Raw genomic sequence first — 12,679 nt, forward strand, 5'->3', positions numbered from 1 at the left:
ATTTAACCTGCAAAAAACAGACTGGCTGTTTGGTGAATCTTAGTCATTTCTTACTTAGATTAAAACATTTTTTGTGATTATGGTTTCCCGTAATGGAATATGAGCTAATAATGGTAGGTTTATTCTTTAATGGTATATTAGTGTGCATAAAAAAAACATTACACATATTTCTAATTATTTCGGAATATGTATAATTGTGTACATATACAATTGTTGTGTGTCATTTAAGACACGTTAATAATAAAATTTTAATATATAATTGAAATTACAAGACTTTAAATATTCATACAACAGATTTCATAAAATCTACCGTGTAAAACTGTTTGAACACGGACAATGGCAAAAAATAACGTATGACAAAAAGAACTTTGAATTTCTCATATCTAATAATCTAAAAACATCCGACCAAATAAGGAATTATCCTTATAAACCTTACTTTTTTCGCAGAATCAAATGGTCGTCTATGAAACTGTGGAAATGGGTTAAAAAAACCGACCCTAAATTAAAGAAAATACAAAACAGTGCATTTTTCGCTATTTTACTTTTTATTTCCATGTTTTTTATTAAACACTGTGTAGAAAACGAACAACAAGATAAAATAGAAAAATATGAACAGGAACTGCAACTAAAAGACCAAACCATCCAGAATTATGAAGCTTTTTCAGATTCTCTTTTGATAGAAATAAAGAAAAGGGAATTAATAATAAAGGAAGAAATAACAAAGGAAGTTGGCAAGGTTCATCCCAAAGACAGTATTTTAAAGAACGATAACGATTGACAAAAAATGAGCTAATAACTGACATAATTCTCTTTACGCAGAAAAGAATGTTGTACAAAAATTAAAAACGAACCCTATGACAGAACCTGAAAAAATACCAATTGACAATGTAATCTTGAACGACGGAACAAACGAATATGATACCGACCAAATATACTCTGACAAAAGACTCTATGGTTTAGTGCATAAAACAATAAACTATAAGTTATTACAATCTTGGAATTACCATCTTATTGAAAAAATAAATACAGAAGGAGCAACCTTGATTATAAATACAGATACCCAACATAAAAAGAACGAAATATCAATTCAGAACGCAAGTACCGAGCTGACTAATGAATTTGACAAGACTGTTTAAAGTGCTTATCCCAATCTTTATCTTTAAAACCTATCAAAGATGAAATGCGAAAAACAATATCATTTGATTTTAAAGGACTTAAATCAGGTAAATTTTCATTAATCAATAACCGAATTGAATCAATAGAAATATCACCTATTAATTCAGGGCTTTTTGGTAAATCTAAATTTCTGACAGACATAAAAACGCCACACAACAAAGTATAAAATTAATTGCTAGTTGTTTCCACTTTGGAAACTAATTGCGTGATTCTTTTGTATTGCTTATTTTTAAAGTTAATATTTAGTCCACGCAACTAATCTTATACAATCACGTTAAAAATAATTTAGACCCTCTAATTGAAATTTAAAATCATCACTTAAAACACCCCCATGATTACATTTATTACCTCCATAATCTTATTGGTATTGGGTTATCTTATCTACGGCAGGTTTGTAGATAAAACGTTTAAACCCAATAAAACAAAGGGTACTCCCGCACATACAAAAGAAGATGGGGTAGACTTCGTACCTATGAACAGTAATAGGAATGCATTTATTCAAATATTGAATATTGCAGGTGTAGGTCCCATTTTTGGTCCTATATTGGGCGCTTTATACGGTCCCGTCGCATTTATTTGGATTGTGCTTGGGTCTATCTTCGCAGGTGCCGTACATGATTACCTCACCGGTATGATTTCCTTACGGTATGGCGGAGCGCATTTACCAGCGTTGGCATCTCGGTTTTTAGGAAAATCATTTAGTCACGTGGTAAATTTCTTTGCACTATTACTTTTAATCTTGGTAGGGACTGTTTTTGTGACAGCTCCGGCAAATATGATAAATGATGTCATAGGTTCAGAAACCAATTATTTAACGTTAGTACTTTTTGCCATATTCCTCTATTACATTGTGGCAACCCTATTACCAATAGATAAGATCATTGGTAAAATTTATCCCGTGCTGGGTTTGTTGTTGATATTAAGTGCCATTGGTATTTGCATAGGTATCTTCGTTATTGGAAACCCTATTCCTGAGTTGACATTTCAGAACATGCATCCACAGGGTATACCGTATTATCCTGTAATTTTCTTAACCATTTCTTGTGGCGCATTATCAGGATTTCATGCTACACAGTCGCCCATTATTTCCCGTACGATCAACAATGAAAAAGACGGCAGAAAAGTATTTTACGGAATGATGATACTTGAAGCTGCCATTGCCATGGTTTGGGCAGCGGCATCCATGAGTATTTTGGACGGAGACTCTTTAAGTGAATTGTTACAGAATGGCGGACCCACCGCGGTTGTGAACAAAATAGCTATCGTGTCTTTAGGAACTATTGGCGGAACTATTGCCGTTTTAGGAGTCATTTTACTACCCATTACGTCAGGAGATACTTCTTTTAGGGCTGCACGTATGATTATTGCCGATTACTTGAACATTGACCAAAAAGTATTGAAGAATCGCTTTATGGTGGCTATTCCGCTCTTTATAGTTTCCTTTATTTTGACCAATATGGATTTTCAGCTGTTATGGAGGTATTTTTCATGGGCTAATCAAGTAACTGCCGCCATAGCATTATGGATTGGAGCGGTTTATTTATATCAAAAGAAAACTCATTATATCATAGCCTTGGTGCCTGCATTTTTTATTACATCTGTTGTAGGTTCCTATATTTTTTATGATCCTAATGTTGGTTTGGGTTTAGATATTACCGTTTCCAATTGGATCGGAATAGGGATTTCTACGCTGATTACGTACTTATTTTTTACAAAAAAGAAAGAAGAAATTCTTTTGTAATTAAAAATCAAACTCCTCTATCTTAAATGGCAACAAAACGTATTTTTGTCCTTATAAGAATTCATTACGGCTAATGGAAAACGAAAAAATTTTTAGGACTAAAACAGGATATTGCCATATTTTACCAGATAAGATACTGTTATCAAGAGATGGAATAAAAGGAAGTGTAGCAAATGTTACCGTTGGTAAAAGCATAACTGGAATTTTGATTATTTACGGCGGACTTTCGGCATTTTTATTGTTCTCGGCATATAATAGTTTTCTAAAAGGACAGGTGCCTATAGCTATGGTTTATGCTATAGTTGGGCTGTTTTTAGTATACGGAATTTTTAAAAGTCTACGTAATTCTACTGCACCTATAATCTATAGAGATAAAATTAAAAGTGTAACGTTTAAGAAAGCGATTTTCGCGATTACCCGTTCTAGATTTGAAGTTGTTTTTGAAGAGGAGGGGGCTATTAAAAAACGAATTATTATGTTGCCAGGCGCAATGTCCAATGGACAAAATGAAACCGAAAAGGCAAGAGCAATAATGATTGAAGAGCAGTTATTGAACGAATAGCATTTTATTTAGGGTATTGTTGAACTATTCTAGTGCTATTAAAAGAGGTAATCAAAAAGTTCAAGAAGACAATATCTAAGGCGATAGCGCTCCTCAACCTTTCTTTAATATGAGTTGTTTTTAGATGAAATCAATAATAAGGGAAATACTGAAAAAACTTTCATGGTTGGTACTTTATGTACTATTCAATTCAGTATTCTTTTTTATTGAAATAAATACATTATTTGGTCATAAAGAAAGCAATCATAGCGGTAGTAGTGGCGTGGCATCTATAGATGATGTGTTAAAGGTTTTTAGTCTACTATTAAATGTTCTTGAAAGTATAGCAATAGTAGGGTATCTGTATGTAGCCATTGGTGTGGCTATAATTGCTTTGATACTGTTTGTTCCTGTACAGGTGTATTATATAAATAGGAAATTCAAAAATTATAGAAAGAAGTTTTGGTACAGTTTAATGGCTTCCTTTGCGGTGGTAATACTAGTGAAGTTGGTGATGTATTCTTGGATGTATATTGATATGAATTACCTATAAAATTATTGTAGAACCCTTTAGTTCATTCTTGCCGAAATTAAAACCATGGGAAAGAAATTAGATGCTATTACTGCAGATTTACAAGAATTTATAAAAGAACAAAAGATATTTTTTGTGGGTACGGCAGCTTCAGAAGGTAGTGTAAATGTGTCCCCAAAAGGAACGGACTCATTCCGGATAATCAATAAGAACAAAATTGTTTGGCTGAACTTAACGGGTAGCGGAAATGAAACTGCTGCTCATTTACTCAAGAACAATAGAATGACCATCATGTTCTGCGCTTTTAAGGGGAAACCTATCATTTTAAGATTATACGGCGCTGCTAAAATATTTCATAAAAGAGACCAAGAATTTGCTGAGTATGTACAGCAGTTTCCAGAAAATACCGGAGCTAGACAAATTATTGAAATGCAGGTAGATTTGGTTCAGACTTCTTGTGGTTTCGCAGTTCCGTTCATGGATTATAAAGAAGAACGAACTACTTTAAATGATTGGTCTAAAAAACAAGGTGAGGGTAAAATTAAAGAATACTGGAAAACTAAAAACACCAAAAGTATTGACGGATTTGAAACTAATATACTTGGAGATTAAAATTATTTTTTTGCCAAAGGTTAAATTATTCCAAGCCTATAAAACGCTTCTAATTGAGAATTACAGTTAAAATTAACCTCTAGATCCTTTACAATCCCAGTACTTACACCATATACCCAACCGTGTAAATATAGATCTTGACCTCTTTCCCAGGCATTTTGAACAATAGAAGTTTTTGCAAGGTTATAAACTTGCTCCATAGCATTAAATTCTACAAAACGATTAAAGAGGTGTTCTTCATTTGTGATATCTTGGAGTTCTTTTTGGTGTTGCCTGTAAACATCTCTAATATGGCGAATCCAGTTATCGGCCAGTCCGTAAGATTTGCTCCCCATGGCAGCCTTTACACCTCCACAGCCATAATGGCCACATACGATAATATGTTTAATTTTCAACACATTTACCGCATAGTCTAAAACACTAAGCATGTTCATGTCTGAGTGTACCACCATATTTGCTATGTTTCTATGCACAAATACCTCACCGGGTTTACCGCCTATGATTTCGTTTGCAGGTACACGACTGTCAGAACAACCGATCCATAATAATGGTGGTTGTTGGCCTTTCTCTAACTTTTTAAAATATTCAGGATCGTCATCTAGCTTAGATTCAACCCATTTTTTATTGTTCTCAATTAAGTTTTTATAAAAATCTGACTTCATATACCTTTGTTATTACTATTGCAACATCAATGAACTAATGGGGGTCCGTAATGTTCTCTGAAAGCTGATTTAAGCTATGAACTACATGACAAGATGCTTATATTCTACATTGTAGTATCATTAGCGATAAAGGTAATCTCTTCTACAGAATTAATAGGAACATATGCTCATTTATAACTAATAAATAAACGGTATTTTAAATACAACTTAAACATAAACATTATGAAACAGACCATAGCACGTATAGCATTACTAGTAGATGATTATGATAAAGCCATTGAGTTTTATACGAAAAATCTAGATTTTATACTACTAGAAGATACTGATTTGGGAGATGGAAAACGTTGGGTGATCGTAGCACCACCAGGGTCTAAAGAATGTTCTTTGGTATTGGCAAAAGCAGATGATGAAAAGCAGCAGGCAAGTGTAGGCAACCAAACCGGTGGTCGGGTATTCCTATTTTTATATACTGATGACTTTTGGAGAGATTACTACAAAATGATGGAGCGTAAAATTAAGTTTGTCCGTTCACCAGAAAAAATGCCTTATGGTATGGTAGCTGTTTTTGAAGATCTATACGGGAACATGTGGGATTTGCTAGAACCAGTAGAAGTACAGCAACAATAATATGGGTATTTTATAGCTATGTGGAAATTTTTCAAAAACATACTCAATTCTAAGGGAAAAGAACCGTCATTGAGTTCCCATAGATCTTTGGAGTTTCTTAACACGGAAGATATATTGTGTGGTATTGGGGAATCTGATATACGGGAAAGCGAAATTGTAATTACAGAATACCCTTTTGAACCATCCATTGCTTACCCTACGGTAGTAGTTGCTGCAAGTGATATTGTTTGTTTGTCGGTGGAAATAGGAATGTGTAAAGTGCATGTTAAAAACGATATCATACTTGTTTCCGCAGAACACAAAGAAACATTGAAACAGTTTGCTCTAAGGAACCATATTAGACTAATTCCACAAAGCTGGAATTGGGATTGGCTTCTAGAGCCTTATTTAGATACAGAATTTACAAAAGCAAATGAGAGACAGGTTTTAGAGCAACTCTTAGAAAACGGATTCACAGCAAATGAAGTTGATACCATAAGAGAAGAGGTGAAAGATCAAATGTATGTTTATAATTTTGATACTATGTTGTGGGATTGGTGCAGCTTAAGCCTTGCTGATGTACTAGCAGCCATGCGTGTAAAATATAGTAAGGAGCAGTTTCATGATTTTTACAAACGTGCTTTGGAGATTGAAAAACGAACGGGCAACAGTACTACTTCTAATGGAGTCTAATACAATAAAAAAAGGGCAAAAATCTACTGAGATTTTTGCCCTTTTTTATAACTGAAAATGTAATTTATTTCAATGTAGATTTAAGCATCCAGATTAATTTTTCTTGTCCGGATATTAAATCGCTAACCAACGTAGCAGTACCTTCATCATTGCTATCTGAAGAAAATTCTAATATTTCTCTTTCTTGAATCAATAACTCGTTCAAATTATCTATCAGTAATGAAATACCGGTAGCACCGTCAGTTACTTCTTTGATAATTCTAATGGTTTTGTTATCCAAATAATCTTCAAATGTATGCAAAGGTTGCTGGTCTAATGTTAAAATACGTTCAGCTATGTCATCTACAGTTACCGTTGCTTCAGTATATAATTCTTCAAATTTTTCATGTAATAGAAAGAAATTGCTCCCTTTTACATTCCAATGCATGCCTCTCAAGTTCATGTAATGAATTTGATAATTTGCTAAAAGGATGTTTAATTTGTCGCTTATAGCTATTTTATAATCTTGATCTATTCCCACGTTTTGGTTTAAAGTTTCCATAAGTTAATTGTTTTAATTTCTTACTGTAAAATTACGGATGATCGCTCTGTTTAATGGTAACAAAAGTTACATAACCAATACCTTTTGCTTATACTGTTATTAAAATAAATTGATGATAAGCGTTGTCTTTTGTTGCAATTGTAGTTCACAAAATAGATTCGTAAATTAGGGAGGTAAAATGATACCGAACGCGTATGCAAATTCCTGAAATCCCCAATTTAATACACTACGCCATTCCGTTTTTTGTGGTAACCGTAATTCTTGAAGTTATTTTATCTGTAAAAGTCAAGCTTCATGATTATGAGTTTAAAGATGCCGGTACTTCTATTATTATGGGATTAGGTAATGTGGCTATAGGTTTAGTTACTAAGGGCATTACATTAGGTTTTTTTTACCTATTGTATAATTTATATCACCTTTTTGAAATTCCTTTTGCATGGTGGTCGTGGCTCATATTACTTTTTGCAGAAGATCTTTGTTATTATTGGTTTCATAGAACAAGTCATGTAAGTCGTTTTTTCTGGGCGAGTCACGTTGTGCATCATTCCTCTAAAAATTACAATCTAAGCACCGCCTTACGGCAAACGTGGTCAGGAGGATTTTATACCTTCATTTTTTGGACTCCGTTAGTACTCATTGGTTTTCATCCGGTAATGATTTTGGTACAGATGTCGGTCAGTCTTATCTATCAATATTGGATACATACCGAAATGATCAAGAAAATGCCCAAGTGGTTCGAAGCTATTTTTAATACACCCAGTCATCATAGGGTGCACCATGCTACCAATCCGCAATACCTAGATAGAAACCACGCAGGAATTTTTATCATTTGGGATAGAATATTTGGCACCTTTGAGCCCGAAGTTGAAAAACCTGTGTATGGGTTGGTAACGAATATTAGTACGTATAACCCCATAAAAATTGCCTTTGCAGAATGGTATAGAATGATGGTCGATTTCTTTACTTCTAAAACTTCTTTAGTAAATAGATTCAAGTACTTGACAAAACCACCTGGCTGGAAACATGATGGTACCAGTATACTTTCCACAGATTTACGGAGGGAGTGGGAAAATCGTGAGAATGCTGAATTGTGATTAAGATGTAACAGATTTAAAATAGAAACGTTATATAGAAAGAACCAATCAATTTTACGGAAATAGATGAGCAATAAACTAATAGCATGTATAGGAATTTTAGGAGTTGGTTTATTTGCAATTTCCGCCATTATTGGTCCGTTATTAATTGATGACTATAGTGTAGTAAGTCAGTACATAAGTGAATCTTTTGCATCTAATACTGAATATGGTGCATATTTGCAGTACTTCGGATATGTGCCTAGCGGAATTCTCATTACTATATTCTGTATTAATGCACCAACGTATTTTCCAAGTTCAAAATTGGTTTTAGCGGGATTTTTTGGATTGGCACTTTTCTACGGAATGGGAACCATATTGGTAGGATTATTTCCGTGCGATGCAGGTTGCCCCACAAATGTCATAGATTCTAGTCTATCACAATTGATACACAATGCCATGGCGTCTTTAACGTATATATTTTTCCCTATTTGTTTAATGGGAATAGGGTTGGGGTTAAAAAAGTCTGAGAATTACGGTCGCTTATCGCAAATAGCAATAATTACGGGGATGATTAGCGGAATATTCATATGCTCATTGTTCTCAGATCCAGATTCTGGCTACAGAGGAATTTTACAACGAATAATAGAAACTTCCTTTATTGTTTTTATGGTTTCTAGTGCGTTGAAAATAGGAGAAGAATTAAGTACAAGGAATTAGGTACAAAGTACATAGTACTAAGGCAAAAGTACAAAGTATAAAGTAGTTAGTATTAAGTGCAACGTTTTACGTTTAAAGGATAGCAGCGCTGCGCTCGATACAGCCAACAGCCAACAACCAACAGCCAACAACCAACAACGAAAAACCAACAACCAACAACTAACAACGGACAACGAACAACGAACAACCAACAAGCAACAAGCAAAATTACTCATCCTTATAAACGATCCCATCTTTCATCACAAAAGACACCTGCTTCATCACAGAAATATCTAGAACCGGATTCCCTTTGACCGCAATAATATCGGCTAGGAAACCTTTTTTAAGGTTGCCCAATCGATTTAAGTGAAACATGCTGGCATTATTGGATGTAGCGGAAATTAAAACATCAATAGGTTTCATTCCGTAATCGACCATCAGTTCCATTTCTCGATAATTTTCTCCGTGTGTAAAAACACCTACATCTCCCCCAAAAACAATTTGTACACCAGAATCAAGGGCCATTTTAAAAGACTTTCGCTTTTGTTGAATTTTTTTGGGTTCTGGATCAATTCCTTTTTTCCAACCTTTATATTGTGTTGTAGCATCGCCAGCAGCAAGGGTAGGGCATAAGCCTATACCTTTGTCTTTCATCATATTAAAGACCTCTAGTGTTCCCAGGTCACCATGTTCAATAGTTTCCACACCACCAAGAATAGCTCTTTTCATGCCCTCTGGTGTGCTTGCATGTGCCACCACATATTTTCCTGCAGAAGTTGCGGTGGCCACCATGGCATCAATTTCTTCTTGCAAGAAAGTGGGTTTGGAAGCTGAGCCGGGAGTCCAGGGATAATCGGCATATATCTTTATAAGATCTGCTCCGTTACCTATTTGCCTACGTACAGTTTCCATACATTGATCTACGCCACTTGCAGGCTCTGCTCCTAATGGAACGGTTACACCGTTATAAAACCCTTTTGGACCGTATGCGCCCGTTGCCACAATAGCGGGCCCTGCAACCAACAACCGCGGTCCGTCTATTATTTCGTCTTCAATCGTTTTCTTTAAATATACATCAGTATAACCTGCCCCTTCTGTGCCTAGATCTCGCATAGTGGTAACTCCCGCTAAAAGCGAGTTCTTTACATGAACGGTAGCTCTAACAGCACGTTCAACAGGAGATTCTTTTAGAACTTGATCATTCCAATCCGTTTCATTGTACGGGTGTAATAATACATGCGAATGTCCTTCAATAATACCGGGCATTAGGGTAGTGCCGGCTAAATTGACCTCAGTGGTATTGTTAGGTAGTGTTATTGCATTTTCATTGCCTGCATAAGTTATTTGATTTCCTTCTACTAAAACCACCCAGTTATCATGTATTTTGGTACCATCAAATACGTGGTCTGGTTTTAAGAGTGTTTGTGTAAAACCATAGAATGAAGAGCATAAGCAGATTAGAATAATTGATTTCATAGCAGTTGTTGGTTTAGTTGACAATGGCGGATTTTAAAAGCGAATCCAAGTCTTGTTTTGTATGCTGATTTCCGTTGGATAGCACCATGTAAATGTCTTGTGTATTTTTTATCTTTTCTAGCGGATTACTGTTCAGTAAAACAAGATCTGCAATTTTACCTTCTGTAATAGTACCATAGTCCGCATCTTGTTTTAAAAACTTGGCGCCGTTGTAAGCGGATGATTTTAAGGCATCAAGCGGAGAAATTCCAGTAGCTACCATAGTTTCCATCTCTTTATGCAATGAAATACCGGGATAGGTGTAACTGTTATAAGCACCACTATCGGAACCTGCTAAAAGTGATACTCCATTTTCATTCAATTTAAAGGCAAGTTCACCAAAGAATTGATCCAAAGCCTTGCGGTCCGCAACTTGCTTTTCGCTAGCAAATTTTACGCGATCAATTCTTCCCTTATAGGTCTGTTGAATAGCTTTACTCATATATTTTAAATAGTCGTCTTGGCTATGGTCAACTTCATCTAAATTGCTAAGTACCCCACCTATATGTAACGTAGGTACTACATACACGTTGTTCGCTTTTAACTTGCTAAATGTAGCAGTTGCCGTGGTATTAGAATATGTAGATTGGAGTAGTGGCATGGCATCCCAAAAACCAATTTCATTGTTCACCAGCTTTTGGGTAATTTCTTGTTCATGGCTAGAGCATCCCTTCATAATATAATACAGATGTTCTACAGCATCAATGCCGGCATCAATAGTGGCATCAAGTTCCACGGTAAAAGGCATATGGGCAGATGTTATTAAATTTCGCTTTTCGGTTTCTTGAATAACCTTTAGATAATGCTCACCTGAAATACGGCTATCATAAATTTTTACAAAGTCCGACGGAATAGCCTGCAACGAATCTAACGCTGTAAGAATATCCGCATCATGCTCCACCTCCAAAGAACCGGCCCAAGTACCGCCTGGTCCGTCAATTTTTGGTCCTGATGTAAAAATAGTAGGTCCGATTATTTCATTTTTCTCAATAGCTTTTCTCCATTCTAAAACGGAAGAAGTAAGATCACCACCGGCATCACGTACCGTGGTAATTCCGTTTGCCATGAAGAGCTTTAGAAAGTTTTTATTCGCGGCAATTAAAGAATCGCCACCTCTAAAATGGGTGTGGTTGTCCCAAAATCCAGGTACTATAAATTTACCCGATGCATCTATAACTGTTTCGGCTTCTATGTTCGTTAAATCAGCGTTAGTTATAATTTTAGTAATTCTATTATCGGTTATTAAAATATTAGCGATAGCTACAGAACCGTCTTCCAAGTTAATAACATTTCCGTTTTTAATAAGAACATCAGGAGCTATGGGTTTCTGCTCTTTACAGCTTATGATAATAATAAGCACAGAGAAGACAATAGCGTTCACCAGTTTTATAAATCTCATAGTAGCAAGCCAAATTTGTAACGGTAAGTTAAAAATAAAATGTGATAATATTTTATGTCAATACGATATATTATAGGTATAAAATATTGATAATGAATGAATTTAATATTTGTTTGAGTTTTTAAGGTAAGCTTTAAACTCCAATGATAATAGCGATTTACATCTCCTACACTTGCGTTGAAATTTAATAAAATGTCCTCTTTAATACTTTGTAGGCTTGCTGCCAAGTTGTTTACTTTTTCATAGACTGCCATCCACCACCATTTCTGTATTTAATATTATCAGTGGCGTGCTGTATAATTTCCTTAATTCTTTTAGATCTGGTTTCTGGGCGTTTTGCTTGGTTTAAAAAGTACAAAAAGCTTTTACGTTGGCTATGCGTGAAGTTGTTGAAATTAGAAAATGCATCAGGGTTTTTATCAAATTCTAGTTGTAACTCCTCAGGTATAACACCTCTTTCCACATCATCTAAAGAAGACCAAGAACCGTTAGCTTTGGCAATGTTAATAGATTCTAGTCCTTTGGCATGCATTAATCCGTTAGCTTTTAATTCCTTGATATGATCTTTATTTACCTTGCTCCATACACTTTTAGCTTTTCTAGGACAAAAATATTGGCGTCTTTTTCCATCGCCTAAACTTTTTACGGTGCTATCTATCCATCCATAACATAAAGCAACACGTACTGCTTCTTCCCAACGCATACTTTCATTTTCATGTGCAACCGAGTAAAAGATGAGATGAACACCTGTATGCACAGAATGATTATTGTGTAACCAATTTTTGAACTCGCTATCGTTTTTAAAGTATAACTCTGGTATTTTTGACATAATTCTATAAATAGGTATAAGTATATGATAAATGTACAATGTTTACTAGATAAAATATTG

At 35.0% G+C, this 12,679-nt stretch carries 15 protein-coding genes; 10 read left to right on the forward strand and 5 right to left on the reverse strand.

Features of this window, described 5'->3' with window-relative positions:
• Positions 1 to 463: 463 nt before the first annotated feature.
• From BW936_RS19470 to BW936_RS08680, 6 genes are all read left to right on the forward strand, one after another.
• Positions 464 to 778, forward strand: coding sequence for a hypothetical protein (locus BW936_RS19470; protein WP_143744088.1), 315 nt, complete (start codon positions 464 to 466; stop codon positions 776 to 778).
• Positions 779 to 854: 76 nt separating this feature from the next.
• Entirely contained in the window at positions 855 to 1,136 is a 282-nt protein-coding gene (locus tag BW936_RS08655) for a hypothetical protein (protein ID WP_076548007.1), read from the forward strand.
• Positions 1,137 to 1,507: 371 nt separating this feature from the next.
• Positions 1,508 to 2,917: a carbon starvation CstA family protein gene (locus tag BW936_RS08665; RefSeq protein WP_076548009.1), complete on the forward strand. Its 1,410-nt coding sequence runs from the start codon at positions 1,508 to 1,510 to the stop codon at positions 2,915 to 2,917.
• Between the two features lie 73 nt (positions 2,918 to 2,990).
• Complete coding sequence (locus tag BW936_RS08670; protein ID WP_076548010.1) at positions 2,991 to 3,479, forward strand: phosphoribosylaminoimidazolesuccinocarboxamide synthase; 489 nt, start codon at positions 2,991 to 2,993, stop codon at positions 3,477 to 3,479.
• 124 nt (positions 3,480 to 3,603) lie between these two features.
• Positions 3,604 to 4,011 carry a hypothetical protein gene (locus tag BW936_RS08675; RefSeq protein ID WP_076548011.1) on the forward strand — a complete coding sequence of 136 codons (408 nt, stop codon included), beginning with the start codon at positions 3,604 to 3,606 and terminating at the stop codon, positions 4,009 to 4,011.
• Between the two features lie 45 nt (positions 4,012 to 4,056).
• Positions 4,057 to 4,602 carry a pyridoxamine 5'-phosphate oxidase family protein gene (locus tag BW936_RS08680; RefSeq protein WP_076548012.1) on the forward strand — a complete coding sequence of 182 codons (546 nt, stop codon included), beginning with the start codon at positions 4,057 to 4,059 and terminating at the stop codon, positions 4,600 to 4,602.
• Positions 4,603 to 4,622: 20 nt separating this feature from the next.
• Here the strand turns inward: BW936_RS08680 and can are convergent, their stop codons facing one another.
• Positions 4,623 to 5,264, reverse strand: coding sequence for a carbonate dehydratase (can, locus tag BW936_RS08685; protein WP_076548013.1), 642 nt, complete (start codon positions 5,262 to 5,264; stop codon positions 4,623 to 4,625).
• Positions 5,265 to 5,486: 222 nt separating this feature from the next.
• Between can and BW936_RS08690 the strand changes: the two genes are divergently transcribed.
• Positions 5,487 to 5,891 (forward strand): VOC family protein, encoded by a 405-nt coding sequence (locus BW936_RS08690; RefSeq protein WP_076548014.1) that lies wholly within the window; start codon positions 5,487 to 5,489, stop codon positions 5,889 to 5,891.
• Between the two features lie 69 nt (positions 5,892 to 5,960).
• Positions 5,961 to 6,563, forward strand: coding sequence for a hypothetical protein (locus BW936_RS08695; RefSeq protein WP_143744089.1), 603 nt, complete (start codon positions 5,961 to 5,963; stop codon positions 6,561 to 6,563).
• Between the two features lie 64 nt (positions 6,564 to 6,627).
• Here BW936_RS08695 and BW936_RS08700 read toward each other — a convergent pair whose 3' ends face one another.
• The gene (locus tag BW936_RS08700; RefSeq protein WP_076548015.1) at positions 6,628 to 7,104 is read right to left on the reverse strand and encodes a Dps family protein; all 477 of its coding nucleotides are present in this window, start codon (positions 7,102 to 7,104) and stop codon (positions 6,628 to 6,630) included.
• Positions 7,105 to 7,298: 194 nt separating this feature from the next.
• On the opposite strand from BW936_RS08700, the gene BW936_RS08705 reads away from it, so the two are divergent.
• Entirely contained in the window at positions 7,299 to 8,198 is a 900-nt protein-coding gene (locus BW936_RS08705; RefSeq protein ID WP_076548016.1) for a sterol desaturase family protein, read from the forward strand.
• 66 nt (positions 8,199 to 8,264) lie between these two features.
• Positions 8,265 to 8,897 carry a DUF998 domain-containing protein gene (locus BW936_RS08710; RefSeq protein ID WP_076548017.1) on the forward strand — a complete coding sequence of 211 codons (633 nt, stop codon included), beginning with the start codon at positions 8,265 to 8,267 and terminating at the stop codon, positions 8,895 to 8,897.
• A 207-nt stretch (positions 8,898 to 9,104) separates the two neighbouring features.
• On the opposite strand, the gene BW936_RS08715 is transcribed toward BW936_RS08710, so the two are convergent.
• The 3 genes from BW936_RS08715 to BW936_RS08730 form a co-directional block, all read right to left on the reverse strand.
• Positions 9,105 to 10,352: a metal-dependent hydrolase family protein gene (locus BW936_RS08715; RefSeq protein ID WP_076548018.1), complete on the reverse strand. Its 1,248-nt coding sequence runs from the start codon at positions 10,350 to 10,352 to the stop codon at positions 9,105 to 9,107.
• Positions 10,353 to 10,365: 13 nt separating this feature from the next.
• Positions 10,366 to 11,790: an amidohydrolase family protein gene (locus BW936_RS08720; protein ID WP_076548019.1), complete on the reverse strand. Its 1,425-nt coding sequence runs from the start codon at positions 11,788 to 11,790 to the stop codon at positions 10,366 to 10,368.
• Between the two features lie 232 nt (positions 11,791 to 12,022).
• Positions 12,023 to 12,619, reverse strand: a complete 597-nt coding sequence (locus tag BW936_RS08730; protein ID WP_076548021.1) for a YdeI/OmpD-associated family protein — start codon at positions 12,617 to 12,619, stop codon at positions 12,023 to 12,025.
• Between the last annotated feature and the right edge of the window lie 60 nt (positions 12,620 to 12,679).

This window comes from Maribacter ulvicola, assembly GCF_900155985.1.
GTDB classification, from domain to species: domain Bacteria; phylum Bacteroidota; class Bacteroidia; order Flavobacteriales; family Flavobacteriaceae; genus Maribacter; species Maribacter ulvicola.

Bases quoted from the DNA above. Each gene is read 5' to 3' on its own strand.
- BW936_RS19470 (WP_143744088.1), top strand. From the start codon at position 464: ATGAAACTGTGGAAATGGGTTAAAAAAACCGACCCTAAATTAAAGAAA.
- BW936_RS08655 (WP_076548007.1), top strand. From the start codon at position 855: ATGACAGAACCTGAAAAAATACCAATTGACAATGTAATCTTGAACGAC.
- BW936_RS08665 (WP_076548009.1), top strand. From the start codon at position 1,508: ATGATTACATTTATTACCTCCATAATCTTATTGGTATTGGGTTATCTT.
- BW936_RS08670 (WP_076548010.1), top strand. From the start codon at position 2,991: ATGGAAAACGAAAAAATTTTTAGGACTAAAACAGGATATTGCCATATT.
- BW936_RS08675 (WP_076548011.1), top strand. From the start codon at position 3,604: ATGAAATCAATAATAAGGGAAATACTGAAAAAACTTTCATGGTTGGTA.
- BW936_RS08680 (WP_076548012.1), top strand. From the start codon at position 4,057: ATGGGAAAGAAATTAGATGCTATTACTGCAGATTTACAAGAATTTATA.
- can (WP_076548013.1), bottom strand. From the start codon at position 5,264: ATGAAGTCAGATTTTTATAAAAACTTAATTGAGAACAATAAAAAATGG.
- BW936_RS08690 (WP_076548014.1), top strand. From the start codon at position 5,487: ATGAAACAGACCATAGCACGTATAGCATTACTAGTAGATGATTATGAT.
- BW936_RS08700 (WP_076548015.1), bottom strand. From the start codon at position 7,104: ATGGAAACTTTAAACCAAAACGTGGGAATAGATCAAGATTATAAAATA.
- BW936_RS08705 (WP_076548016.1), top strand. From the start codon at position 7,299: ATGCAAATTCCTGAAATCCCCAATTTAATACACTACGCCATTCCGTTT.
- BW936_RS08710 (WP_076548017.1), top strand. From the start codon at position 8,265: ATGAGCAATAAACTAATAGCATGTATAGGAATTTTAGGAGTTGGTTTA.
- BW936_RS08715 (WP_076548018.1), bottom strand. From the start codon at position 10,352: ATGAAATCAATTATTCTAATCTGCTTATGCTCTTCATTCTATGGTTTT.
- BW936_RS08720 (WP_076548019.1), bottom strand. From the start codon at position 11,790: ATGAGATTTATAAAACTGGTGAACGCTATTGTCTTCTCTGTGCTTATT.
- BW936_RS08730 (WP_076548021.1), bottom strand. From the start codon at position 12,619: ATGTCAAAAATACCAGAGTTATACTTTAAAAACGATAGCGAGTTCAAA.